Annotated in this window: 25 protein-coding genes; 9 read left to right on the plus strand and 16 right to left on the minus strand. The window is 46.9% G+C overall.

Annotated features, from left to right (window positions below; genetic code table 11):
* Positions 1-108: 108 nt before the first annotated feature.
* From BUR42_RS00720 to BUR42_RS00755, 8 genes are all read right to left on the minus strand, one after another.
* On the minus strand, positions 109-723 hold the full coding sequence (locus BUR42_RS00720) for a DUF4230 domain-containing protein (RefSeq protein ID WP_074237261.1): 615 nt from the start codon (positions 721-723) through the stop codon (positions 109-111).
* On the minus strand, positions 720-1,181 hold the full coding sequence (locus tag BUR42_RS00725; protein ID WP_074237263.1) for a GNAT family N-acetyltransferase: 462 nt from the start codon (positions 1,179-1,181) through the stop codon (positions 720-722). The genes BUR42_RS00720 and BUR42_RS00725 overlap by 4 nt, the downstream gene beginning before the upstream one ends.
* 73 nt (positions 1,182-1,254) lie before the next feature.
* The gene (locus BUR42_RS00730) at positions 1,255-1,902 is read right to left on the minus strand and encodes a DUF6597 domain-containing transcriptional factor (protein WP_143197290.1); all 648 of its coding nucleotides are present in this window, start codon (positions 1,900-1,902) and stop codon (positions 1,255-1,257) included.
* A 193-nt stretch (positions 1,903-2,095) separates the two neighbouring features.
* The gene (locus BUR42_RS00735; RefSeq protein WP_074237267.1) at positions 2,096-4,993 is read right to left on the minus strand and encodes a S9 family peptidase; all 2,898 of its coding nucleotides are present in this window, start codon (positions 4,991-4,993) and stop codon (positions 2,096-2,098) included.
* Between the two features lie 72 nt (positions 4,994-5,065).
* On the minus strand, positions 5,066-5,950 hold the full coding sequence (locus BUR42_RS00740) for a DMT family transporter (protein WP_074237268.1): 885 nt from the start codon (positions 5,948-5,950) through the stop codon (positions 5,066-5,068).
* Complete coding sequence (locus tag BUR42_RS00745; protein WP_074237270.1) at positions 5,947-6,666, minus strand: polyprenol monophosphomannose synthase; 720 nt, start codon at positions 6,664-6,666, stop codon at positions 5,947-5,949. The genes BUR42_RS00740 and BUR42_RS00745 overlap by 4 nt, the downstream gene beginning before the upstream one ends.
* Before the next feature lie 72 nt (positions 6,667-6,738).
* Positions 6,739-7,515, minus strand: coding sequence for a 3'-5' exonuclease (locus BUR42_RS00750; RefSeq protein WP_074237272.1), 777 nt, complete (start codon positions 7,513-7,515; stop codon positions 6,739-6,741).
* Positions 7,516-7,527: 12 nt separating this feature from the next.
* Positions 7,528-8,886: a UDP-N-acetylmuramate--L-alanine ligase gene (locus tag BUR42_RS00755; RefSeq protein ID WP_074237273.1), complete on the minus strand. Its 1,359-nt coding sequence runs from the start codon at positions 8,884-8,886 to the stop codon at positions 7,528-7,530.
* A 328-nt stretch (positions 8,887-9,214) separates the two neighbouring features.
* Here BUR42_RS00755 and ytxJ point away from each other — a divergent pair, with 328 nt between their 5' ends.
* The 3 genes from ytxJ to aroQ all read left to right on the plus strand — a co-directional run bounded on the left by ytxJ (position 9,215) and on the right by aroQ (position 10,636).
* The gene (ytxJ, locus tag BUR42_RS00760; RefSeq protein ID WP_234979583.1) at positions 9,215-9,538 is read left to right on the plus strand and encodes a bacillithiol system redox-active protein YtxJ; all 324 of its coding nucleotides are present in this window, start codon (positions 9,215-9,217) and stop codon (positions 9,536-9,538) included.
* A gap of 66 nt (positions 9,539-9,604) precedes the next feature.
* Positions 9,605-10,165, plus strand: coding sequence for a UbiX family flavin prenyltransferase (locus BUR42_RS00765; protein WP_074237275.1), 561 nt, complete (start codon positions 9,605-9,607; stop codon positions 10,163-10,165).
* 51 nt (positions 10,166-10,216) lie between these two features.
* Positions 10,217-10,636, plus strand: a complete 420-nt coding sequence (gene aroQ / locus BUR42_RS00770) for a type II 3-dehydroquinate dehydratase (RefSeq protein WP_074237276.1) — start codon at positions 10,217-10,219, stop codon at positions 10,634-10,636.
* 4 nt (positions 10,637-10,640) lie between these two features.
* Here the strand turns inward: aroQ and BUR42_RS00775 are convergent, their stop codons facing one another.
* From BUR42_RS00775 to BUR42_RS00795, 5 genes are all read right to left on the minus strand, one after another.
* A complete protein-coding gene (locus BUR42_RS00775) occupies positions 10,641-11,324 on the minus strand; it encodes a CAAX protease (protein ID WP_074237277.1) in 684 nt (227 codons plus the stop codon).
* A gap of 305 nt (positions 11,325-11,629) precedes the next feature.
* Positions 11,630-12,604 (minus strand): biotin synthase BioB, encoded by a 975-nt coding sequence (gene bioB, locus BUR42_RS00780; protein ID WP_074237278.1) that lies wholly within the window; start codon positions 12,602-12,604, stop codon positions 11,630-11,632.
* A 126-nt stretch (positions 12,605-12,730) separates the two neighbouring features.
* The gene (locus tag BUR42_RS00785; protein ID WP_074237279.1) at positions 12,731-13,834 is read right to left on the minus strand and encodes a M42 family metallopeptidase; all 1,104 of its coding nucleotides are present in this window, start codon (positions 13,832-13,834) and stop codon (positions 12,731-12,733) included.
* A gap of 52 nt (positions 13,835-13,886) precedes the next feature.
* Positions 13,887-14,735 carry a UbiA family prenyltransferase gene (locus tag BUR42_RS00790; RefSeq protein WP_074237280.1) on the minus strand — a complete coding sequence of 283 codons (849 nt, stop codon included), beginning with the start codon at positions 14,733-14,735 and terminating at the stop codon, positions 13,887-13,889.
* A 410-nt stretch (positions 14,736-15,145) separates the two neighbouring features.
* Positions 15,146-15,715, minus strand: a complete 570-nt coding sequence (locus BUR42_RS00795; RefSeq protein ID WP_074237281.1) for an NADPH-dependent FMN reductase — start codon at positions 15,713-15,715, stop codon at positions 15,146-15,148.
* Positions 15,716-15,811: 96 nt separating this feature from the next.
* On the opposite strand from BUR42_RS00795, the gene BUR42_RS00800 reads away from it, so the two are divergent.
* Positions 15,812-16,216: a hypothetical protein gene (locus BUR42_RS00800; RefSeq protein ID WP_143197291.1), complete on the plus strand. Its 405-nt coding sequence runs from the start codon at positions 15,812-15,814 to the stop codon at positions 16,214-16,216.
* Between the two features lie 38 nt (positions 16,217-16,254).
* Positions 16,255-18,204 (plus strand): TonB-dependent receptor plug domain-containing protein, encoded by a 1,950-nt coding sequence (locus BUR42_RS00805; protein ID WP_084185260.1) that lies wholly within the window; start codon positions 16,255-16,257, stop codon positions 18,202-18,204.
* 119 nt (positions 18,205-18,323) lie between these two features.
* On the opposite strand, the gene BUR42_RS00810 is transcribed toward BUR42_RS00805, so the two are convergent.
* Together BUR42_RS00810 and BUR42_RS00815 are read right to left on the minus strand one after the other, a co-directional pair.
* Positions 18,324-19,862 (minus strand): acyl-CoA carboxylase subunit beta, encoded by a 1,539-nt coding sequence (locus tag BUR42_RS00810; protein WP_074237283.1) that lies wholly within the window; start codon positions 19,860-19,862, stop codon positions 18,324-18,326.
* 24 nt (positions 19,863-19,886) lie between these two features.
* Positions 19,887-20,351, minus strand: coding sequence for a hypothetical protein (locus tag BUR42_RS00815; protein ID WP_074237284.1), 465 nt, complete (start codon positions 20,349-20,351; stop codon positions 19,887-19,889).
* 119 nt (positions 20,352-20,470) lie between these two features.
* On the opposite strand from BUR42_RS00815, the gene BUR42_RS00820 reads away from it, so the two are divergent.
* The 3 genes from BUR42_RS00820 to BUR42_RS00830 all read left to right on the plus strand — a co-directional run bounded on the left by BUR42_RS00820 (position 20,471) and on the right by BUR42_RS00830 (position 23,250).
* Positions 20,471-21,439: a LuxE/PaaK family acyltransferase gene (locus BUR42_RS00820; protein WP_074237285.1), complete on the plus strand. Its 969-nt coding sequence runs from the start codon at positions 20,471-20,473 to the stop codon at positions 21,437-21,439.
* Between the two features lie 37 nt (positions 21,440-21,476).
* Positions 21,477-22,328 carry a hypothetical protein gene (locus BUR42_RS00825; RefSeq protein ID WP_143197292.1) on the plus strand — a complete coding sequence of 284 codons (852 nt, stop codon included), beginning with the start codon at positions 21,477-21,479 and terminating at the stop codon, positions 22,326-22,328.
* Between the two features lie 286 nt (positions 22,329-22,614).
* Positions 22,615-23,250 (plus strand): YceI family protein, encoded by a 636-nt coding sequence (locus tag BUR42_RS00830; RefSeq protein WP_074237287.1) that lies wholly within the window; start codon positions 22,615-22,617, stop codon positions 23,248-23,250.
* A gap of 34 nt (positions 23,251-23,284) precedes the next feature.
* Here the strand turns inward: BUR42_RS00830 and BUR42_RS00835 are convergent, their stop codons facing one another.
* The gene (locus BUR42_RS00835) at positions 23,285-25,483 is read right to left on the minus strand and encodes a B12-binding domain-containing radical SAM protein (protein WP_074237288.1); all 2,199 of its coding nucleotides are present in this window, start codon (positions 25,481-25,483) and stop codon (positions 23,285-23,287) included.
* Positions 25,484-25,578: 95 nt separating this feature from the next.
* On the opposite strand from BUR42_RS00835, the gene BUR42_RS00840 reads away from it, so the two are divergent.
* The gene (locus BUR42_RS00840) at positions 25,579-26,133 is read left to right on the plus strand and encodes a TetR/AcrR family transcriptional regulator (RefSeq protein WP_074237289.1); all 555 of its coding nucleotides are present in this window, start codon (positions 25,579-25,581) and stop codon (positions 26,131-26,133) included.
* Positions 26,134-26,136 lie beyond the last annotated feature (3 nt).

Genomic DNA, 26,136 nt, shown 5'->3' on the forward strand with positions numbered 1-26,136 from the left:
TTTGTAAACCCGCCATGGTAGCTTAATCCTTGCTTTATCCTTGCTCCGTGTTGCCGCCCGGAGCGGGTTTGAGCTACTTTAAAGCAAGGATAAAGCAAGGATAAGACCTTAATCCAGCTTCAATACTTTGCCCGGTTCATTCCCGAATTTCACTTCCACTTCATATCCCAGGGGCTTGTAATAATTGCCGATGATCTGGCGGATCTTCTCTTTACTTTGCTCGATGTAAATGTTGTTCTGCTTTAATTGTTCGCGGGAAGTTTCGTACAATTTCTTCTGTACGTCTGTATATGTTTCATCATCAGAAAACATCAGCCAACCCTTTTTATTCGCCGTTTCCATCTGGTTAAGGCGCAGCTCGTAACTCAGCAATGCAGGGGCCGGAAGCTGTATTACCACCCGTTTTTCTTTCAGTGTAACCGTGAAGTTCTTATCATCTATATTCACACCATATTTAGCGGTATAAGGAACAGTTACCCAAACCGTATTTTCTGCAAGCACCTTACTGAGGTTATCCCACCAGCCACCGCTGTTATCCACATTGCTGCGTTTGATGGAAGCATTTCCCTGTACTTCAAGGCTAGCCAGTTCGGCGATCTCGCGTACGATCAGGCTATTGGACAATATAGACTGGTTCACTTTTTTAGAGCCGAACCACTGGCCCAGCCAAAAGATGAATACAATAAGCAGAATAACTACGATCCACTGAATGATCTTTTTCATGATGATCTTTTCATGTCTGTATAAGTGCCGTTCATTTGTTTGCCCATTACACGATCCGGATGCGGGAGCGCATCAAAACCAAACTGTTTGTACAAACCATGCGCATCCTGCGTGGCCAGCATAAACCTGCGAAGCGTTGTCAGATCAGGATGTGCGAGGATCACTTCCATCAGCCATTTGGATAATCCCTTGCCACGGTGAGCAGGCAGCACAAATACATCTGCGAGATAACCGAAGGTGGTAAGGTCAGTGATCACCCTTGCAAAACCGACCTGTTCTTTTTCATGATAGATGCCAAAACAGAGAGAATTGGCTATGGATCTTTCCACGAAACTGCGGGGGATATCCTTTGCCCAATATGATTCTTCAGATAAATACCGATAGATCACATCTATTTGTAACTGGCTTTTGTCTGTACTGATCCTGTATCCTTTGTGGGTTGTTTCAATATGTATCATGCCTAAAAATAAATAAAAACGCCGGATACATGGACCCGGCGCTTTAAATATTCCGTACTCTAAAATGATCTGTTTAAGCGTAACGTTGCCTGCGCAGTATCCTGGAGTATAATTGCGGTGTAAGGCCGGTCACTTCCATAAACTGGCGTTCCAGTGTATGGCGACTGGTTTTGAAGCGTAAAGCCAGGTCCAGCATTTCCACCTGTCCTTTTTGTGCGGCGAGATAATCTACCATTTCATCTACCTGGCGTAATGCAGGTTTTTGTTTTGGCAGCAGGTCTTCCAGCACTCTGTCCAGGATGTTCTGGATAGTGTCCAGGTTATCAGCATTGTTCAGCGCTTTGGCAGTGAATTGCCAGCTGCTGTCTACTTTAGTAAGGTCGCGGAAGTAATTGGTAACGGACTCCATGCTGATACCCATCAGCCTGTGGCTGGCGTAGGCATTGAGTTGTACTACTACTGCATTCAGCGGGCCTGTTACACGGGCATTTACTGCGCAGGTAAAAGGGCCTGTTACAGACGCTTCCGGTAATTCAAAAGATGCATGATCATTTGGTTTGAATGCCAATGCGCCTTTTTGAATGAATACCAGGTACTGTTTACCTAATGTAAAAAGCTTTTTCTGAGCAATGTCTGCAGCTGATGTGATGTTTTGCAGAACAATATACTGTTGCACAAAAGGTTGCAAAGTATCTTTAGGACGAAGGTAATAGGTGTTCATAGGATTTAGCGGTTTTGTCTGTGATCTATCTCCGCGATAACTGATGTAAATATAGTTATTTTAGTATATGCAAGAACATTTTAATTAGAAAAATTCCCGAATAAATTAGAAACCATTGAAAATCTTCCACTTAACTACAAAATAACAAAACCGGGAGCCATGCCCCCGGTTTTGCATATTAAGATGTTGATTATCAATAGTCAAATCCCCAATTCTTTCCCTTTTCCGTGGCAGGAACCCCCTTGCTTAACCATTGCGGGGCAGGTGCTCCTTTTAGAAAATGATCAAAGAACTGCTGTTCCCGGATCTGGATATCTTTCCGGTTCTGGCGTTGTATGAGGTTGTGTGCTTCATTATTATAATTGAGCAGCCAAACCGGTTTGCCCAGGCGGCGGAGACCGGTGAACATTTCAATTCCCTGGTACCAGGGCACGGCGCCATCAGCGTCGTTGGACATAATGGCCAGCGGCGTGGTTACTTTGGGCAGGTGGAAGAGCGGGGAGTTCTCTATATATAACTCCGGTTTTTCCCAGAGGGTAGCGCCGATCCGGCTTTGGGTATGTTCATACTGGAATTGGCGGTTCATGCCACTTTCCCAGCGGATGCCTCCATAAGCACTGGTCATATTCGCTACCGGCGCCCCGGCCCATGCTGCTTTGAACAGGGTAGTGGCCGTGATCAGGTGACATACCTGGTAACCTCCCCAGCTTTGCCCCTGGATGCCCATATTGCTGCGATCTATCCATGGATTTTTAGCTAATGCTTCCGCACCGCTTACAATATAATCGTAGGCGCTCTTACCGGGCCGGCCGTTTTCATAACGGATATCCGGCGCCAATACAACGTATCCGCGGCTTACAAAGAAAGAGATGTTCAGTCTTGATGGCGTGGGAGCCGGAGCCTGGTAGGTATACAATCCATCTGTGAGTTTCTCATAGAAATAGATCAGTACCGGGTAACGTTTGTTAGGATCAAAGTCTTCCGGTTTGTAGAGGATCCCTTCTGTGGTTTTGCCATTATAAGTATCCCATTTGATCAGTTCCGCAGTACCCCAGTTATATTGTTGCTGTTGCGGGTTGATCCGGCTGATGCGTTCTGCGGAAGCAATATTGGCGCCTGCAAATACATCCGGGGATTCAATATAATTAGCACGCTGGAAAAGATATACATCTGCCTGTTTTGCCTTTTCTGTTCCCTGGTAAGAATAGGGGCCCATCACAATTAGCTGCGGGCCTTTTTTATCATTCAGTTTGAGGGAATAGAAACCGCCGAATTTGGAAGAATCGCTTTGTGCTTCCAGCAGCAGGGATTGTTTGGGTTTGAAGAAACGATCTTCCCGGTTGAGGCGTACATTACGGAGTACGGTTTTTGTTTTCCGCCCTAATCCATTGGTGATCATTACCGGCGTTTCTTTACCTGTCGGGTCTGTTTGCCAGATATCATAGCGATCGTTGATGTACACATACTTATCATTTTCCAGCCATCCGCTGATGCCGTATGGGCCCGGATAGTCCGGCATGTCCATTTCCTCATCTGTGATCTGTACAGGAATAGCAGCGCTGATATCGCTCGAATTGGCAGTGGCGATCTCATAGCAGAACCATTTTCCGAAAGGTTGAGAAAACCAATAGATGAAACGGCCTTTCGGGGAAATGAAAAAGTTCCCGTCCAGTTTTTCTACCACCATGCGGCGCTCGCCGGTATTGATGTTCACAGCATAAGCTGTTTTCAATGTGCTGCCCGTCCACTGTAATGCTACACGCTGGCCTTTGTCTGTAGTGCCGAGGCCGTATGCTGCATTTCCTTCATCTGCAATAACAAATGTTTCCATTTCCTGGTCACTTAGCTGCACCACGCGGTTCTGCTGCGGGAAGTACACAGCTGCGTAATTCTTTTTCAGATCACGGTCCAGGTTCTTTAACTGCATCGGTTGCAGGTAGTCATCCTGGTAGTTCCAGATATCCACTTTTGCCACTTCAAATTCCACGATGGTGGTATCTTTTGGTGGTTGGATCGGCGCGGTGCCAAAGAACAAACGTTCTCCGTTCTTAGAGAAACCGGGTATGCCATCCTCTGAAACGCCCCACTTCTGCGGGATGCCTGCGGTGGATCTTGTAACAGCAATGTGCGCACTGTCCTGCGCAGGTTTGTAATAATATAAGGAGAAGGATTTCTGTAAAGCTTTTGCACTGTCGCGGCTGCCAAGGTATGCTACCTGCTGCCCTTTTTCATCAAATACGAACTGTACAAAGGAGCCGTGTCCGCGGCTTAGGGTATCTGCTTTTCTGCCGGCCACATCCCATAACCATACACCTGGTTTGGCGAGTGAATCTTTTTTAGGCGGATTGGTTACGAGTACGATCTTGTTACCGGGTTTGCTGATGGTATAGCTGGTAACGCTTTTTACAGTATCCTGCGGGGCATTGCTGCCGAGGTAATGGATCACCAGGTCTCCTGCTGTGGAGCCGGCGCTTCCACCCGGAGTATCTTCGTCAGCATCAGCGGCAGTAGTACCTGAGTTGCGGGGGATGTCTTTATCTGCTGCCGTGCCTGCCGGTTCGCCTGCACCGGTTTTAGCGGGTGCTGGTTTTTTAGCACCTTTTGCTGCAGCAGTATCCGTCTTGGGTTTATCTACCAGGTAAGCCAGCAGGCCACTCCCTTTTTCAGGTGTTTTAAAGGATTTTACAGCAGCTACTTTTGTAATACTGGTTTGCCCTAATTCAATGAACCCCAGTGAGTCCTTTGGCATTTCATCCGGTTTCTTTTTCTTGATCCGGGCCTGCCTTACCTCTTTGAAAAAGGGTTTGATCGTGAATACCACAAAGCGGGAGTCTTCTGTGATCACGGGGGCCGTGCCCCGGGGAACATCAAGCTGCTGCCCGTTCTTCAGGTTACGGATCACCAGGGTAGCGTCTCCCTCCTGTGGTGTGATCGTATAAATTGCCCATTGCCCGTTGTTGCTGATGGCTTTGGTGCCAATGCTCTGCCAGCCGTCATACACTGTATGGTCCAGTGGTTTTTTGGATTGGGCCAGTGCTCCTAATGGTAACAGTACGGATAGGGATACGAACCATCTTATAGATCGTTTCATAAGCCATTTAGATTTTATGTTTCACAAAATAATAATTCCTGAGAGAAAGGGGGCGGGAAGGTGGATGAATGGTTAAGCAAGCTTGCTGCGCCGGTTCTGCCGGAACACCCTTACCATTTGCAGTGCTACAGAAAGTAAGATCAGGCCCAGGCCCAGGTAGAATTCGCTCCGCAATAATTTGTTCTCATGAAAAAGGATAAATGCCAGGATGATGCTGTATAAAGGCTCCAGGTTGAAACAAAGGTTCACCGTAAAGGCGGAGATCTTTTTAAGCGCATTCATGGAGAGGGTGTACATAAGTACCGTGCAGAACCAGGCCAGGACCAGGAGGTATACAAGGTCCATGAAAGAAGGGACCAGGGATGCCACCGGAAAGGCATGCAGGTAAAAGGGCAGCAGGAGGGACAGGCCAAGGAAACCAATGCCCAGTTCATAAAAGGTGATGTTCTCTGTATTGTATTTCGCTACCAGCCGTTTGTTGAATACGGTAAACAGGGCGGCAAACATGGAAGAGATAATACCGAGTATGATACCCGTGCGGTATTGTGTATCAAAATGAAAGATCAGGAGGATGCCGGCCAGGGTGAGCAGGCTCAGCAGCATTTCCACTTTATCGAAAGCCCGCCGGTTGATCAGGGGATCAAAGATGGCGGTAAATAAACTGGTGAGTGAAAAACAAACCACACCGATGGATACGTTCGCATATTTGATGCTGCCGTAAAAGAAGATCCAGTGCATGGCTACGATGAACCCGGTGCCGCCTATACGTAAAATAGCCTGCAGCGGCAGCTTTTGCAAACGGCCCTGCCAGCGGAATAATACGAACATGGTCACCGCTGTGAACAGTAAACGGTACCAGACCAATAAACCTTCGTTCAAAGTAATGAGCTTACCGAGGATACCGGTAAAACCAGCTAAAAAAACGGAGAGATGAAGTTGTAAGAATGCTTTTTTCATTTGCCAAACAGGCTCTGCCACTGGATCTTCAACACACCTAAAATGCCTTCTTTCACAATGCCTTTGCTCATTTTAGAATAGCCTTCCTTGCGGTCAATGAAAGTGATAGGCACTTCCTTTATTTTAAAGCCCAGTTTCCAGGCGGTGAATTTCATTTCTATCTGGAACGCATATCCCACAAACTGGATCTTATCCAGTTGGATCTTTTCCAGCACCCGGCGTTTGTAACATACAAAACCTGCGGTGGCGTCTTTCACGGGGATCCAGGTGATGAGGCGTACATAGATGGAGGCCCCGTAGGATAGTACGGCACGGTCCCAGGGCCAGTTTTCTGTATTGCCTCCTTTTACATAACGGGAGCCTACGGAAACATCTGCTCCTTCTGCTGCACAGGCATGATGTAAGCGAACAAGGTCTGCCGGGTTATGGGAGAAGTCCGCATCCATTTCTGTAATATACTCGTAGTTTCTTGCAAGGGCCCATTTAAAGCCATGGATATACGCGGTGCCAAGCCCCAGCTTGCCACTGCGTTCTTCCAGGAATAACTGCCCCGCATACTTTGTTTGCAGTTCTTTTACGATGTTGCCGGTACCATCCGGAGAGCCATCATCTACAATAAGTACATGGAAATCCTGCTGTAATGCGAATACCGCGTCAATGATCCGGTGGATATTGTCCTTTTCATTGTACGTTGGTATGATAACTAATTTTTCCAATTAGCAATTGCGATTTTAAGGATGGCGAAAATAGGGAATATCCGGCTTAATATTACATCGTTAACGAAAACATTAGGGTTTTTTTAGCATCATACTGTGATATATCTCTGTCAGTTTCTGCTTGGTGTTGAGGGGAAAGTCCGCTTTCATCATCCAGTCATAATACTGCGGCTCTATCTTCAGCACATCCCTTACAGGCCGGCCTTTGTACTTACCGAAGTTGAATAGTTCAACGCCGTTCTGGATGGTCATCCTGCGGGCAAAGTCCACATAATCATCCTCTTTGGTGAAAGTGGCCAGGGCTTCTACTTCCGGTTTCAACTGCTGCTCATACCTGGCCAGCTGTGCTTCCAGGATCTCGTAAGTAGCGATGGCATCAGCTTCTGCGCTGTGGGCATTTTCCAGGTCCTTATCACAATAGAACTTATAAGCGGCGCTGAGCGTACGTTTTTCCATGAGGTGGAAGATCTTCTGTACATCTACGAACCTGCGGCTTTTAATGTCGAAGTTCAGGTCCAGGCGTAGGAATTCTTCTACAAGCAGCGGTACATCAAACCTGTTTGAGTTATACCCGGCTATATCGCAGTTTTCGAGGAATTGTTTGTATTCATTGGCTACCTGTTTAAAGTAGGGAGCATCTTTCACATCTTCGTCCGTGATCCCATGAATGGCTGTAGTAGCGGCAGGAATGGGAATGCCGGGGTTGATGCGTTTGGTTTTATTGAGAACGGACTTGTCCGGCATCACTTTTATGACAGCTATCTCAATGATACGGTCCGTTGCCACATTGGTGCCTGTAGTTTCAAGATCAATAAAGGCAAGCGGACGGGTGAGTTGTAATGCAGACATGTTCTTTGGGTTCTAAACCGTTAAGTATTTTTTTAATCCTCCAAAATCCAAACCTTCATAATCGCCGGAGCTCATGAGGAGGACGTTAGTATTATGAAAATCCTGCTCACCGAGGAAGGCTTCTAGGGCAGCCCGGTTATTCAGTATAACAAGATCTTTATTGGCAAAACCTTCCCGGATGATTTCGGGGCTGAGGTCCGGCATGCGTTTTATTTCCAGGGCATGTGCGCTGTAAAATACGCCTGCCAGGTCTGCGGGGTCCAATGCGCCGGCATATTCGCTCATAAAAGCGGCATTGAGGCTGCTGTACGTATGTAACTCCAGTACGGCAATAAGTTTGCGGTTCGGGTATTGTTTACGGAGCGCCTGTATGGTAGCCTTTACTTTGGAAGGGGCATGGGCAAAGTCGCGGTAAAAGGCGGTCTGCTCATTTTTTGCCACCAGTTCCATCCTTTTGGCAGCTCCTTTAAAGGTAGCAATTGCCGCCAGAAAATCAATGTCACCAATTCCTAAAGCTTTGCAAACCAAAAGGGCTGCATGGATGTTAAGTAGGTTGTGTTCCCCGAAAACCATCAGGTCTGTGGAAGCATTCCCAAAACGAACACGGGTGAGGCCATTAATAATGGTATGTTCCGGTACCCCGTAAGGGATGCATTCCAGGTGGCTGCCTTCTTTGGCTACCAGTTGCCGGAGGGTTTCGTCCGTTTGGTTGTAGATCAGTTTACCGCCGGGTTCCATGGTACGGAGGAAGATGGCAAACTGCTCCAGGTAGTTTTCAAAAGTGGGGAAAACATTGATGTGGTCCCATGCAATACCACTCAGCACCGCGATGTGAGGGTGGAGGAAGTGGAACTTGGGCCTTTTTTCCAGTACAGAAGCCGGGTATTCATCTGCCTCGCACACAATGAGCGGGGCATCTGTAACGTTTACGGATTGGGAAAAACCTTCCAGCTTTGCACCCACCAGGTAATCGAATTGCCGGTGGCATTGTTGTAAAACGTGCATGATCATGGAGGTAATGGTGGTTTTACCATGACTGCCGCCTATGGCCACCCGGGTTTTATCCTTACTTTCCTGGTAAATATATTCCGGGAAAGAGTAGATCTTTAGTTGGAGTTCCTGTGCTTTGATCAGTTCCGGGTTATCTGCCCGGGCATGCATGCCCAGGATCACCGCATCGAGTTGTGGGTAGATGCGGGCAGGGTCCCAGCCGAGGGAGGCGGGGAGAATGCCTGCTGTGGCGAGGTTTGACCTTGAAGGTTCAAAGATCTCGTCGTCGCTGCCGCTTACTTCGTAACCTTTATGCTTGAGGGCGATGGCCAGCTGGTGCATAACACTGCCGCCTATCGCTATAAAATGTACTTTTGCCATGACAATTCCCGGTTCTTTGTGTATTAAATTTGCAAACGAAATACCATAATTAACAACACATAGGGTTGTTTTTTATAATATAAACATATATATTTGCAAATATAAGGTCACAAAATACGAATCACAAAGTGCAAATAATTCAAGCCTATGAAATTTCGTTTATTTACTAAAATGGAGAATATGAAATCAGGATACCGCTTGATCGGTACATTTTGTGTAATGGCAGTGTTAGCTGTCATGTTTTCTTCCTGCGCTTCACAGAAGCTGGGATGCCCCATGAAGATCACTAAGGTGCAGCACGAAAAGGATAAAAACTGCTAGTACTATTATGTGGATCGACCTGGAGAGTGAAGAACAATTGAATACGATACAGTCCCGTTCATTTGAACAGAAGACGGTAATTTTCAAACACAGTACCCGCTGCAGTATTAGCAGTATGGTGAAATCCCGCCTGGAAAGGTCGGTGGCGCCGGAGGGTATTGCGTTCTATTACCTGGATCTGATCAGGTACAGGAACATTAGCAACCGGGTGGCGGAGATGTACAGCATTCCGCACGAATCGCCGCAGCTGTTATTGATCCATAACGGAGAGTGTATATACGACGAGAGCCATATGGCTATCAGGATGGAAGAATTGGAAGAGATGAGTTGAAAAATAATTAAGAGGGCTGGCCGCTGTGCCGGCCCTTCCTTATTGTTAATGCCTTAGCTTTGCGGTATGAAACATCGTATAGTTGTGGCAGTAACCGGTGCCAGCGGCTCTATTTATGCCAGGCAGCTTTTGAACAAGCTGGCTGGGCTGAAGGAGCAAGTGGACCAGGTGGCAATAATACTCACGGAAAATGCCCGCACTGTTTGGGAAACGGAGCTGGGCGACCGTGGCTTTGAGCACCTTCCTTTTCCCGTTTTTACCCAACATGATTTCCATGCCCCTTTTGCTTCCGGCAGCGGGCGTTACAATACCATGATCATCTGCCCCTGTTCCATGGGCACCCTGGGCCGTATTGCCGGCGGAATTTCCAATGACCTTATTACCCGTGCGGCGGATGTGGTATTGAAAGAAAGGCGGAAGCTGATCTGTGTGCTGCGGGATACACCTTATAACCTCATCCACATCCGTAATATGCAAACGGTAACGGAGGCAGGCGGTATCATCTGCCCGGCCACTCCTTCCTTTTACAGCAAGCCTTCTTCTATTGAGGAAGTGGCTGCTACGGTGGTAGACAGGGTGATTGACCTGGCAGGGCTTGAGCAGGATACTTTCCGCTGGGGGGAATAAATTTTCCCCTGAAATTTGTATCCTTGTTATTCATTTATCATTCTATCATTCATGAAAATAGCCATCATCAACGGGCCTAACCTGAACCTGCTGGGAAAGCGGGAACCGGAAGTTTACGGCAGCCTTACTTTTGAGCAATACCTGGAAACGCTGAGAGCGCAGTTCCCCGATGTGCAGATCGATTACTTTCAGAACAATGTGGAAGGGGAGATTGTGAACCATTTGCACAGCGTTGGTTTCAGCTATGATGGTATCCTGCTGAATGCGGGCGCTTATACACATACTTCCGTTGCTATCCGTGATGCGATTGCCGGTATCAAAACACCGGTGGTAGAAATTCATATCAGTAATATTTATGCACGGGAAGAGTTCCGGCATACCTCCCTGACAGCAGCGAAAGCAGTGGGTGTGATCTGTGGATTGGGTATGAAGGGGTATGCGCTGGGAGTGGGGTTCTTTTTGGAGAAGTAAGTAATTAAAGATCATCTATCTTATCCAGGATCACATTCATGTGATCTAATCCATATAGCAAAGCACTTTCATTGATAGACATCCAGTTGAATAAATTGAGGATAAGCCTGTAGTGTTGCCGGGCATAGGTTGTACTTCTTACCGATAGGCCATCTGAGAAACATATTGGTTCATGGTGAGCAATTCTGTTCCTTATACCGTTTATTTTCTCCAGCTCTCCGAAAACAAAGGTGTTATCATAATGATGGACAGGAGTGCTTCTTGGTTTGGCAGGAAAAATTGCCAGCAGTGTTCTTCCTAACGCTGTATACTGGTGCCGGGCAAACATATACCGCCAGAATCCAAAATCCATTTTAGCTATCAGTTTCGGGTGGCTGTAATGCAGGCCCAGATCTGAAACAGCATTGTTAATTATGAAAGGGGTTTTACCGCACCTGGGAATATTCAGGGCTCCTCCGGTCCATGCGGCATCCTTAAGCCAGTCATTGCCCCGGACAACCTTATAATGCTTATCTATTGCATTTCTTAAAGCAACTTCAAAACAGGAAATAATTGTAAACATTCCCTGGGAAGCCTGCAGGTTTAAACGATATAATTTCATGGCTTTTCGGGTAATTCCACCCACTGCAGCCAGATACCTGCCCAGCCGGTCTTTAGACATTATTGCTTCGAAATCTTTGTATCTCATTCCGATGGGTTAACTTTTCTTTGCTGATTGACAGAATAATGTTATTTTTGTTGTATAGTTCCCGGTTGTCCCTGGCTTGCCAAACTTCCGGGTTTTTTTGTGCCCTTACCAGAGGCTATTTTGAGTTAACAGGGTGCGAATTAACCAGATAAAGGTTGAATGAAAAGTTAAACAGTAGTTAAGAACATAAAAAGAACGGGAGCCTAGAAGGCTCCCGTTCCGGTATAAAGAGAACGTCCGGATCACTTATATGATCCGGACGCTTTTATATTAATTGTGCCATAGGTTGTGGTACAATTTTTTTCTTAATGTACGTGTACATGTTCTTCTTTAAAAGCTTCTCTCGGCTTCAGCCCCAGCAATTCGAACATCATATGATCTTCTTCGAAAGAGGGGTTTTTAGTGGTGAGCAGCTTTTCTCCGGTGAAGATGGAGTTGGCGCCTGCCATAAAACACATGGCTTGTTCAGAAAGGCTCATTTCAGCTCGGCCGGCACTCAGGCGCACCATAGCTCCCGGCATGAGGATGCGGGTAGTAGCGATCATGCGTACCATATCCCAGAACTCTACTTTCGGTAAGTGTTCCAGCGGGGTACCTTTTACGCGGGTGAGTGCATTGATGGGAACGGAATCAGGATGGCTGGGCATGTTAGATAAAGTGCGCAGCATATTGATACGGTCTTCGTGAGATTCACCCAGGCCGATGATACCGCCGCAGCAAACGGTTACGCCTGCTTTGCGTACATTATCGATTGTTTTGAGACGGTCGTCGTATGTACGGGTGGTGATGATCTCACCATAATAATCATCGGAGGTATCCAGGTTGTGGTTGTAGGAGTACAGCCCGGCATCAGCCAGTTTCTGTGCCTGTGATTCGGTGAGCATGCCTAAAGTGCAGCATACTTCCATACCGATCTCATTTACGCCTTTCACCATTTCGATCACCCTGTCAAAATCCCTGTTATCGCGTACTTCGCGCCATGCGGCACCCATGCAGAAACGGGTGGAGCCTGCGTCTTTCGCTTTCTGGGCGTAAGCCAGTACTTCGTCCTTTTTCATCAGGGCCTGTACATCAATACCGGTATTATATCGGGCTGCCTGGGGGCAGTAAGCGCAATCTTCGGAACAACCGCCTGTTTTGATAGAGAGCAGGGTACATACCTGTACTTCCGCTGTATCCTGGTACTCCCGGTGCAAGGTAGCAGCACGGTACATGAGTTCCAGCAGGGGGGTATTATAGATATCCTTTATTTCTTCAAGTGTCCAATCGTGACGGATCATAATACTTCAGATTTGACGGCAAACCTACAAATCAATTGCGAATTTACCATTACGAATTACGAATTAAATTATATTTTCTTGTGTTAACGCTTCATTCGTAGTGTTCAGCTGCTAATTGAGGGTGGTTTACAGGTATTGGAAATTGGTTTTCGGTGTAATATTGAGCAGGGTCTGATAGATCAGCTGGATGGTACTCTCGATATCATCTTTCTTGATCATTTCCACGGTGGTGTGCATATAGCGCAGCGGGATGCTGATCAGGGCAGAAGGTGTACCATCGTTAGAATAGGCAAAAGCATCTGTATCTGTACCGGTGCTGCGGCTTACGGCATGCAGCTGGTAAGGGATCTTTTCTTTCTGCGCGGTTTTGATGATCAGGTCGCGCAGGATATTGTGTACGGCAGGGCCGTAAGTGATGCTGGGGCCTCCGCCGCATTTGATCTCTCCTTCAATGTTCTTGTTGATCATCGGGGTGGTGGTATCGTGTGTAACGTCTGTGATGATGGCTACATTTGGTTTGATGCGTTTAGCGATCATCTCTGCACCACGGAGACCAACTTCTTCCTGTACGGCGTTAACGATATACAGGCCGAATGGCAGGCGTTGTTTATTTTCTTTCAGCAGGCGGGCTACTTCGGCGATCATAAAACCACCGATACGGTTATCCAGCGCACGGCAGATAAAGTAATCGTAGTTCAGTTCTTCAAATCCATCGTCAAAGGTTACTACGCAGCCTACGTGGATGCCCAGGTCTTCTACTTCCTTGCGGGAGCGGGCGCCACAGTCCAGGAAAATGTTCTCTACTTTCGGATGTGGTTCTTTTCCATCTCCGCTGCTGCGCAGGCGGGTATGGATAGCTGGCCATCCGAATACAGCTTTCACGCTGCCGGCTTCTGTGTGAATGTTTACGCGCATGGAGGGAGCGATCGCCTGATCGGAGCCGCCATTGCGGATCACATAGATCAATCCTTCGGGTGAAATGTAGTTCACAAACCAGGATATTTCATCTGCATGGGCTTCTATTACTACTTTAAAAGCCGCGTCCGGGTTGATCACACCTACAGCGGAACCATATGGATCTACGATGGTGTCGTCTATATAAGGTTTAAGATATTCCAGCCAAAGTTTTTGTCCTTCCTTCTCAAAACCAGTAGGGGAGGGATTGTTGAGATAAGTCTTCAAAAAGGCCAACGATTCCTTCGTTAATATTGATTTTTGTTTCTTAGACATCTTTGTTCGATTAATTATCCTGCAAAAATACGGATTCCCGGCATTCTGCGCGTTATATTCCGCCGGCGCTCACCCAAAGAAGATGCAGCAGGGCGGAGAGCATCATCAGCCCATCCAGGAAAAAATAGTACAGGTAATCTGAGTTGTGTTCCTGCGCGTATCGTTTAATCATAGCCGTTATGGTAACAGGTACCAGTAAACTGAACAGTACAAAGATGGGAACAGCAGGTGCGAGCAGTAAGGCAAATATGGCCGCTAAAAATACGGAGCCGTAATACAGTTTATCCAGCTGTGGATCCGGCAGCAATGTGATCAGGCTGCGGATGCCCTGTTCACGGTCCTGCTCCCTGTCCCGGTAATCAAAGAGGATGCAGATGGCATATATAAGGAAGAAGCGGTGACAGGTGAGGTAGAGGATTTCCAGGGTATCTGTATCGCCTGCAATAAGGGCTGGGAGAACAGTGGTTACATAGGTCCATACGAAAGCAAGGAAGATAGTTTTGCCGATAGCAATTCTGCTCAGCCAGCTGAACATTTTATGCGGCACTTTTGGTGCGGAGTACAGGAAGGTAAGCAGTACGGCACCACTTACCGGCAGCCAGTGTTTTAAGAGCGGGAGGGCAAACCAGCCGGCACCGATCAGGCCAATGGCGCATCCGAGCAATTGCAATTTCCGTCGCCGCAGGTTCCAGCTGAGCCTTTCCGAGTTATTAATTGAACCGGGGGTAAGGTACCAGTGGAAGTTGTAGCTGCAAATGGTAGCGAAGAACACGAAGCAATAATAGTTCAGGCTATCGTACCGCAATTGCAGGATATGGTCGGTCTGCCAGGTCATTATTACCGCGCAGATGGCGATATACAGTGAGCTGAACAGGATAAAATTAAAGAGGCCCCGAATCATGGGCGCTAAATTAGGAAATAGCTGAGGATATCTCATATGAGCCAGGTCATGTGGTAGTTATTGGACAGGAGGTAAGGGGTGGGGTGGGTAGAATAGGCTGAGTGAGCCAGATCACCTGGTGTTATATCATAGCGAGGTAACAGGTAGGGATGAATAAGCCATAGGGAACGGCAGGAGGGCGGATGGGAGGTAGTCGAAGGGATGTAGGGGGGATGGTGGACTTAATGTGGAGATAACGTGGACTTAATGCGGACTTAAGGTGGAGGTAACGCGGACTTAAGGTGGACTTGATATGGAAGGTTATTTGGACAAAATAAACACAGCTAATGGATTCAGCCTTCCAGATAAATGCTGAATCCATTATTTATTAACCGGTAACATATTGAAAATAATTCCACTGATACCCCGCACTATTTATTCTCTTTAATGAGCTTCAATCCTTTCGTCCATCTCACCAGTTCATTCAGCATTACCTTCGCCTGCTTTTCCGCAGATTCCGTGGGCACAAATACATCTTCATCATTGATATACTGCGCAAAGAACGGGAGATGTACTGCTTCCGTTAAAGCCACCATTTTAAAAGTAGCCAAATCGTTCTTCAGGCTGTTAGCGGCCCTTGTACCTGCAGAAACTCCACCATAGCTCACTGTACCTGCTGCTTTATACCCCCATTCATGATAAAGGTATTCCAGTGCATTTCGCAGGGGAGCGGGATAGTTATAATCATATTCGCCGGTTACAAAGATGAATGCATCTGCGGCGTCGATGGTTGCGCTCCATTTTTTGGTGTGCGCATGCTCATACTTTCTCATGCTGGGATGATGTGGCTCAGACATCATCGGGAGGTTGATGGCTGCGAGGTCCAGCACTTCTACTTCAAAGCTGCCGTGTTGTTTGGCCAGCTCAGTGATCCAGTTGGCTACGATGGGGCCTTTACGGCCTTCCCTCACTGTAGCGATGACGATTTTTAATTGGTACATGGCGCAAAAGTAGTTTTCTTTTGAATGAGATGGGAGGGGAGTTACCTGGAAGTTAGTGGGGAGGAATGTATTGGCTGTTTTGTATATTTGTTCACTATGAAGTGGCTGCTCGTTCTATTTGCAACTTATATGCTGGCGCTGCCTTGCATTCCCTGCAATGCGGCGGAGGTTTGTTGTTTGAAGGAGGATGTATGTGCTGCGGAAGAGCAAGACTGCCATGAAGATGAACGGCCTTGTTCTACAGAAGATTCCTGTACAGAAGAAGCATGCTCTCATCATGAACATTCCTGCCCGGAAGGAACGCCGGACAAACATGAACATTCCGCCACCTGCCCCTGCTGCCCTTCTTTTTCCTGTAATACCTGTCACTCTATCATAGTATCCAGCCTGGTACTGGAAGACCCCATCATATCTGCCTGCAGTTTTGATAACATCTCTTTTGCAGAGAAACCGCTGGCTAATTTCTCCGCCATTATCTGGCAGCCTCCCAAGGTCCTTTAGTTTCCTATGTATACCTAAAGAACCTAAAATCATTTATTATGAAAAAAGCGATCAGCTTATCACTATTGCTTTGCGCAGGCATTCTATGTTATGCGCAGCAGGTGCCTAAGCCTGTTGATACAACAAAGATTGAAGAAAAAGAACTGGAGGAGGTTGTGATCTCCTCTACCCGTAGTACCCGTACCATTCAGAATATCCCTACGCGCGTTGAATTCATCGGGGGAGAAGAACTGGAAGAAAAAGGCAACATGAAACCGGGAGACATCCGCATGATGCTGAATGAAAGCACCGGTATTCAAACCCAGCAGGTATCTGCCACTTCTGCGAACGCCAGCATCCGCATACAGGGGCTGGACGGGCGTTATACCCAATTGCTGAAAGACGGATTTCCTTCGTACGCTGGTTTCTCCGGCGGGCTTGGTTTACTGCAAACACCTCCGCTGGACCTCAAACAGGTAGAAGTGATCAAAGGATCTTCCTCTACTTTATATGGTGGCGGCGCTATTGCAGGATTGGTGAACCTTATTTCAAGGGTACCTGCGGAAGAAAGGGAATTACGTTTCCTTGTCAATGGCACTTCTGCGGGAGGGCTTGACCTGAGTGGTTTCTATGGCCAGAAATTTGAAAAAACGGGGTTTACTTTGTTTGCCTCGCATAATGCCAGCAGGCCTTACGATCCCTCCAATACCGGGTTTACAGCTATTCCTAAAACAAGCAGGTTTGTATTTAATCCTAAACTGTTTGTTTATTTCAATCCCAAAACTACCCTGAGCTTTGGTGTGAACACCATCTTTGAAGACCGTACAGGAGGAGATATCCTTTATATCAAAGGAAAGGGCGATAATGTGCATAGTTATTTTGAGAAGAATGAAAGCAAACGCTTTTCCACGCAATTATCGCTTACACATCAGTTTAATGAGCACAGCGGTTTAACGGTGAAGAATTCCGTGAGTAATTTCTCCAGAACTATCAGTGTACCTGATTATGTGTTTGATGGAAAGCAATGGTTCAGTTACACGGAAGTAGCCTATCATAAGAACGGGGAAAAGATGGATTGGGTAACGGGACTGAATGTGAATACAGACCTCTTTCGTGAGGTGCCGGATACCAGGAATTATGAACAATATACCATCGGCGGTTTTGTGCAGAACACCTGGCAGGCGGGTAACTGGCTGGCATTGGAAACCGGATTACGTGTAGATCATGTGATGGAAATGGGTACTGTTTTCCTGCCACGTATTGCTGCATTGTTTAAAATAACACCTGAGCTGACTTCCAGGCTTGGCGGAGGATTGGGGTACAAAACGCCTACCATGTTCACAGAAGAAACCGAGCGGATCCAGTACCGGGAGGTGGAATCTCCCGCAACGCTGCCTCCTGTATTTGAAAGGTCTTACGGCGGTAATTTTGATGTGAACTACAGTACCTCGCTGTCTGATAAAGTAAACCTGGGCATCAACCAGCTTTTCTTTTATACAAAGATAAAAGATCCGCTGCTGCTGGTGTTTGAGAATGCTTATCCAAAATTGCGCAACGCCGTGGGATTTATTGATACCAAAGGTTGGGAAACGAATGTAAAAGTTGGGTTCGGAGATTTTAAGCTGTTTGTAGGATATACTTTTACCGATGCGCAACTGAAGGATGGAATGGTTAAAAAGGATAATCCGCTGACGGCGCGGCATCGTTTGAATAATGTGCTGATGTATGAGCTGGAAGAGAAATGGAAGATAGGGCTGGAAGCCTATTACTATAGCGAGCAAACGCTGAACGATGGCACTAAGGGTAAACCTTACTGGATCTGTGGGTTCATGGCGGAGAAGCTGTGGGAGAAGTTTTCTTTATTCATCAACTTTGAAAACTTCCTGGATGCACGGCAAACGAAATTTGATACCATCTATACCGGTACGGTTACAAATCCTGTGTTCAGGGATATCTATGCGCCGTTAGACGGGTTTGTGGTGAACGGCGGTATTAAGCTGAATTTATAACAACAGCTGAAGTGTGCGACGCAACGGCGGCTAAATTAAAGAACAACCGCCTGGTACATAAAAAGAACCGGCGCTTAAGTTAAGCGCCGGTTTTATATTTTTACAGAGGAATACTTATTTTACAAGGGAATATTTCCGTGTTTCTTCCGTGGCATATTCACCACTTTATTCTCCAGCATCTTATATCCCCTGATCAGTTTACTGCGTGTTTCTTCCGGCATCACTACTTCATCCACATATCCTTTCTCTGCTGCCAGGTAAGGGTTTGCAAAACGTTCCGTGTATTCCGATACCAGTTCATTCATGCGTGCTTCCGGATCAGCGGCAGCATCTATTTCTTTCTTGTAAATGATCTCCACTGCGCCTTTAGGGCCCATTACGGCAATCTCTGCCTGCGGGAATGCAAAGTTGAGATCAGCACCGATGTGTTTGGAGTTCATCACGCAATAAGCGCCACCATATGCTTTCCGTGTAGTAACAGTGATCTTTGGAACGGTGGCTTCGCTGAGGGCAAAGAGTAATTTGGCGCCGTTGGTGATGATGCCATTCCACTCCTGGTCTGTTCCGGGTAAGAAACCGGGAACGTCTACCAGTACCAGTAAAGGAATATTGAATGCATCACAGAAACGGGTGAAGCGGGCACCTTTGATGGAAGCCTTGATATCCAGTACCCCGGCCAGGATGGCAGGTTGATTAGCTACAATGCCGATGCTTCTGCCGGCAATGCGGGCAAAACCTACGATAATGTTATCTGCGTAATCTTTATGTACTTCCAGGAAACTGTCTGTATCCGTGAGTTCCGCGATCACTTCCTTCATATCGTAAGGCTGATTGGGATTCTCAGGGATGATGTTATTCAGCACGGGGCGTACTTCATTGCCTAACTCATATGGATACACGGGAGCGGTATCCTCACAATTCTGCGGCATGTAGCTGAGCATCTTTTTGATGTTCTGGATACATTCCACTTCATTGGCGCAGGCAAAATGAGTAACGCCACTTTTGGTAGCATGGGTATGGGCTCCGCCGAGTGCTTCAGAGGTCACTTCCTCATGTGTTACCGTTTTTACCACGTTAGGGCCGGTAACGAACATATAAGAGGTGTTCTCTACCATGAGGATGAAATCCGTGATAGCAGGAGAGTATACAGCGCCACCGGCACAGGGCCCCATGATAGCTGATATTTGAGGGATCACGCCGGAGGCGCGGGTATTGCGGTAGAAGATATCTGCATAACCTGCCAGGCTAACCACACCTTCCTGGATCCTTGCACCGCCACTGTCGTTCAGGCCAATGAGGGGTGCGCCGTTTTCCATGGCAAGATCCATGATGCGGCAGATCTTTTTGGCGTGTGGCTCTGAAAGGCTGCCGCCATATACCGTGAAGTCCTGGGAAAAAACATATACGAGGCGGCCATTGACAGTACCGAAGCCGGTTACCACGCCATCTCCGGGGAATTGTTCCTGTTCTGTGGTAATTCCTTTGTTCCGGTTGTGTACAAACATGCCGAGTTCTTCGAAAGAACCTTCGTCCAGCAGGAGCTGGATCCTTTCGCGGGCTGTAAGTTTACCTTTCTTATGTTGTGAATCGATGCGTGCCTGTCCACCGCCCAATTGGGCTGAGTCAATCTTGGACTGTAGTTCCTGTATTTTACTCATACGTGTAAAAATACGGAATGCGGTCTAATTGTGGATAGCTACTTTGGGAAGTACTAAAGTATCGCTGCTGTTACCGGCATTATCGAGTACAAAAACCCTGTACTGCATGGTGTCCGGATTGGTGACAGCAGGAGGGATGCCATCTCTGAGGCGCATGCGAACATCCATTCCGTCGCTCACATACAATTCTACTTCTGCCTTCAGTTTGGTTCCTTTATGGCTTTCCAGCAAGGGGAAAAGTACGTCTGTATAAGTGGTGTCGTCAGGGTTATCGCGCCATAAACGGGAATCGTGTACCCACATAGCTCCTTCCGTATCCCCGTTGGCATCCTGGAGTTCAAAGGTATAGACCAGCAGGTCCTGCCCCTTCGCCACATCCAGTGTAGACACTGATTTGAACTTGAGCACAGGTTTATCGCCTTTCGGATCATCCTTTTTGCAACCCAGAAAACCTATCAGTACGATGGATAAAGCTACAATTTTCTTCATATAACAAACCTACATTAAATTGACCAAAAGGCAAAGCCTCCAATATAATAAACGCTCCCTTCCCCGGGTTTGTTACATGTTGTTTCCGGTATTTTAAGAAGGATCGTAAATTTGCCCCGATGAACGATTCTTTTGCAGACCGGATATTTACAGACAAGAGCCCGGAAGTGCTTGTGCCAGAGCTTTTTCGCTTCCAGTACCTGACCAATTCCCTCTACAGGGCATATGTGGATGCTTTGAAAATAGACCCGGCGGGGGTACAGGAGATCAGCCAGGTACCCTTTCTGCCTATCCAGTTCTTTAAAAGTCACCGGGTGATCTGCGGCGAATTTGAACCAGAGGTGGTATTTGAAAGCAGTGGTACCACGCAAACCCAGAACAGCCGCCACCTGGTTAAAGATACTGCCATCTATACACGAAGTTTTATGGAAGCTTTCCGCCGGTTCTACGGACCGGTGGAAGACTTTGTAGTACTGGGGCTGCTGCCTTCCTACCTGGAAAGGCAAAACTCTTCCCTGGTGTACATGGTGCAGGAAATGATCCAACGCAGCGGCAAACCGGAAAGCGGCTTTTACCTCTATGAACATGAGAAGCTGGCGGAAACGCTGCAATCCCTGCAACAGCCTGTACTGCTCATTGGTGTTACGTTTGCGCTGCTGGATTTTGCAGAACGCTTTCAGCTTAAGCTCCCCAATGTGATCGTAATGGAAACAGGTGGCATGAAAGGCCGCCGGGAAGAATGGACGCGGGAAGAGCTGCATGCATACTTAAAAGAAAGACTGGGTGTAAACACCATTCATGCGGAATACGGGATGACGGAATTACTTAGCCAGGCTTACTCCAAAGGAGAAGGCGTCTTCCGCTGCCCGCCCTGGATGAAAGTGCTGGTACGGGATGAAAATGATCCTTTCCAGTTATACAGCGCCAATGCTTCCGGCTTGATCAATGTGATAGATATGGCTAATATCCACTCCTGCGCATTCATTGCCACAGACGATATCGGCCGCCTCCATGCAGATGGAAGTTTTGAAGTTTTAGGGAGAATGGACCATTCCGCTTTAAGAGGTTGTAGTTTAATGGTGAATTAAGATAATATGTTTATCTTTCCGGCAGAATACTTATCCTATGAAAAGACTTTTGCTTTTGGCAATGGTATTATTTTTCTGCATGCCGGAAACGCAGGCCCAGTTACTGAAAAAGATAACGGGCAAGAAAAAGGAGAAGACGGAAGAAACCGAAGAGATAGAGGATTCCTATCCACAGGCCAGGCCCAGATCCACAGCAGCCAATCCGGCTTTGATCATCGGCGGCGATGAAAAAGTACGCGTTGATTCCTCTTACGAATATGATATGGCAGTATACCAGGAAAGTGAAGCTTTCCAGGGCAACCAGCGTGTAATAGACGGGGGAGAAGATATTGTGATCTATTACAGCAGTACGGAAGCTGCTTTCTGCATTCAGTTACAAAGCCGGAGTACCGGCACCAAATATCATTTTTACGGGGACTTTGCCAAGGAGTCGCAACTGATGCTGGCAGGTGTTGGAGGGATTGCCAGCGGCGACAAGATCAAACTGGAACTGGAGGGTATGGAACCTGTATACCCCGGTGAAATAGGTTACCTCAGCCAGCTGCAGCGTACCGGTTCCAAAAAAGTGATCTCCGGTGTGGCCTGTGAAGAATATGTAGCCCACAACCTGCGCAGGGACCCGCGTGTAGTGAATACCAACCATGCAAAAGTAACGGCTTATGTATGGATCCCTATGGACCCGCATTCCGTTTTTCCCGGTTACAGCCTGATGCCCAATCACTTTAAAATGCAGATCGAAAAGATGCGCATTGATGGTTCCTACCCACCGGTGGTGATGCCGCTGGAAATGTTCCTGGAATATGGGAACGGGGATAAGGTATATACTTATACTACCATGATCATTGTGAATGAAAGAAGGAAAGTAATGCTGACGGACATCAATAAATAAGTAACGGCCGGGAAGGCCCGGCCGCTAATGGTTTCCGTTGCATCTTTTAATTGCTAACAGGGTAGTTCTGGATATTGGAGCCAAAAACCTTGGTAGAAAGGCCCTTAATTCAGGGATAGAATGGCGATTCTTTATGCTAAAGTAATAGCTGAATTGCAAAACATATGGTAAATGTTTGTGAAGCAAATGTGAAAATTGAGAGTAGTCCACAGGACTAATAGAGAATTGTGTTTTTTAATGTATTTTCGTAAAAATTGAGGCACAATTAAATCTTAAACCATTCACTATGCAACGTTTAGCGGCATTTTTATTTATCGGTGGCGCCACCATCCTGATGTCTTTTGCGAACCCTACCACAGAACCAACCAGCAAAGTTGTTGTAGTTGCTCCCCGCGCTACTGTTTACCAGGTAGATAATGCTCAAAGTACCCTTAGCTGGACAGCTAAGAAAGTAACCGGTTCCCATTCCGGCAACATCTCTGTTTCTTCCGGTAAACTGGAAGTAGACAAGAACGTTTTAAAGGGTGGATCTTTTCAACTGGATACCCGTTCTATTACGGTAACAGATATCAAAGATGCCAGCTCGAATGGCAAATTGCTCGGTCACCTGAAAAGTGCTGATTTCTTTGATGTTGAAAAACATCCTACTGCTTCTTTCGTGATCACCAGCGCAACTGCTAAAAGCGGAGGAAGTTATGACGTGAATGGTAACCTTACTATCAAAGGGATCACCAAGCCCATCTCTTTCCCAGCTACTGTAACAGTAGCGGGTGGTAAGGTAACAGCTAAAGCTACTATCAAGGTAGACCGTACCAAGTTCGACATCAAGTACCGCTCCAACAATTTCTTCGAGAACCTTGGAGACAAAGCGATCTATGATGATTTTGAACTGGATGTAACACTGGTGGCTAACGCACAGTAAAACTTATAAAGGCCGGAAACCCTCCGGCCTTTTTTTATAATTTGAGGAGACCGTATTTATACAATGAGTTAACAGGTTTGTTATCCCAGAAAAGCTCAAAGTCCTCCAGCCCCGCTGCTTCATAACTTTCCATCACTTCCTGCAAAGTATAGGTTTTAGGATTGTTGATAGACAACTTTTCCAGTATGCCGGCAAACCATTCGCCATGTGACTGGTTTACACTGATCGCGTATTTTTCTTTTTTATCCTGGAAAGTGAAAGAGGTCATTTCCCATTGATTACCTTTCTTGGATTTTGTGAAGTTCTGCACGGCGGGTTTCCGGCCCAGCCAAACAACCTTTGCTGTAGGTTTAGCGGCAACGAACTGATCTTCCTCCAGTGCTTTTTCAATATAGTCAGGCGGGATCTTTGTGCGTGGTACTTTGAACTCGAACCATTTCTGCAAAGGATCGTCCAGGCAAATGCCATGCATGAAGTTGAGCAGGGATTTCTTTAAACCGAAACTGAACAGCTCATGTTCTGCGCCGGTTTCATCGATATGTACTATGTCGTTGTTGGCGAAGGTGCCAATAGCCGCTGATTCTTTTTTTACCATGAACTTTTCCGGGTTCAATCCTACGGGACTGTGGGCCGTCATAGTGAATAAATGCCAGAAGGCAGATTGCAGGATGCCCATTTTGAACATCTGCCGTACCATTTCCAGCGAGTCGATGGTTTCCTGTGCGGTTTGTGTGGGGAAGCCATACATCAGGTAAGCATGTACCATAATGCCGGCCTCTGTGAAATTCCTGTTCACCTGTGCCACCTGCGAAACGGTAATACCTTTCTGGATCATTTCCAGTAACCGGTCTGATGCTACTTCCAATCCTCCTGAGATCGCAATACAACCGGATGCTTTTAGCAGGAAACAAAGATCGCGGGTGAAACTTTTCTCAAAGCGCACATTCGTCCACCAGCTGACGGTGAGTTTCCTTTTCAGTATTTCCAATGCCAGTGCACGCATTAAAGCAGGTGGTGCTGCTTCATCCACAAAGTGGAATCCGTTCTGGCCGGTTTGTTTGATGATCTCTTCCATCCTGTCGCACAGCAGGGAAGCAGCGATGGGTTCATAGAGGCGGATGTAATCCAGCGAAATATCGCAGAAGGTACATTTGCCCCAGTAACAGCCATGCGCCATGGTGAGTTTATTCCAGCGGCCATCACTCCACATGCGGTGCATGGGGTTCACTACTTCTATGGCAGAGATGTATTGGTCCAGCAGAAAATCACTATAGTCCGGCGTGCCTACCTGGCCTTGTTTATAATCGGCACAGGCTTTATTGTTGTAATAGGTGACGGTGCCGTTCACTAAAGTGAAAGTGCGTTTGAGTTCCGTAATGTCTTTCTTTCCTTCTATATAAGCTATGAGGTTTTCTATGGGTGCTTCTCCATCGTCCAGCGTAATGAAGTCGTAAAATTCAAATACGCGCGGATCGGAAAGGGAGCGGAGTTCTGTGTTCGCAAAACCGCCACCCATGGCTATTTTAACATCGGGGTAGTTGGCTTTGATCCACTGGCCGCAGCGAAGGGAAGTGTAGAGGTTGCCGGGAAAAGGAACAGAGATGGCCACCATTTTAGGTTGTACACTTTCCATCCTTGCCTTCAATATATTGATCAGGATCTCGTCTATGAAGGTGTATTCCTGTTGCAGGGCATCGTAGAGTTCATCAAAACTATTGGCAGAACGCCCGAGCCTTTCTGCATAACGGCTGAAACCAAAATGTTCATCCACACATTCCATGATGAGATCGGAAAGATCTTCCAGGTACATGGTGGCGAGGTGTTTGGCTTTGTCCTGGTTGCCCATGGAACCAAAAGCCCAGTTAAGGTCTTCCAGCTGTGCAAAACGGCTGGCCTCCGGTAACAGATCGCGTTTGCAGATCCTGTGGGCGAGTGTGGGATTCTTTCCCTGCAGGAACCGGATCACGTCATCTATTGTATAGATGTAGTCTTCCTGTAAGGAAACGATGCGGGCAGCATTATCTGTGAGTACTGTAGTTTGTTCGTTGATACGTGCAAAAAGCTCTTCCAGGCCTTTTTGGGAAAATAAAGCAAGGGTTACTTCAATGCCAAGGTCGGCCTGGAAAGAAGAAATGTTCTTAGTGTTCAGAAAACCTTTCAGGTAAGCTGTGGCCGGGTAAGGCGTGTTCAGCTGTGTGAAAGGCGGAGTAAATAAGAAAACAGAAGCACTCAAATCGGTTGTTTTAAAGTGCAAAACTAACCCTTATTAATTTAAGCTTTGTATACTTACTGGTAAGTAAGTATATTTGTGCCCTATAATCCGGGAATATGTCAGATACAAAAGACAAAATTGTAGAGATGGCAGACCATTTGGTAAGGACCAAAGGGTTTAATGCCTTCAGTTACAAGGACATTGCGGACCCTATGGAGATAAAGAATGCGGCCATTCATTATCATTTCCCTGCCAAGTCTGACCTGGGGATCGGAGTGATTGAAGCTGAGATAAAGAAATTCAGGGAAAATGTGGAAAAATGGAGGAAATTACCGGAGGACAGGCAGCTGGCAAAACTGGTGGACGTTTTCCACCGTTATGGAACCAATGGTTTCATTTGCTTAATGGGCTCACTCGCAACTGATTTTGAAACCTTTACAGATCCTATGAAAGCCAAGGTGCAGGAAATGGGAACAGATATTGTGAACTGGCTCAGTGCCTGCCTTGAGAATGGAAGGGCCGGCGGCCGTTTTCATTTTGAAGGAGAGGCGTATGACAGGGCGCTGCTGCTGATCACTAATTTACAATCATCATTGATATTATCGAGAGTATTGGGGCCATCCGTATTCAACCGGGTAAGCAACAGGATATTAAAAGATTTAAAGCCATGAAAA

Origin of the sequence: Chitinophaga niabensis (genome assembly GCF_900129465.1) — a bacterium.
GTDB classification, from domain to species: domain Bacteria; phylum Bacteroidota; class Bacteroidia; order Chitinophagales; family Chitinophagaceae; genus Chitinophaga; species Chitinophaga niabensis.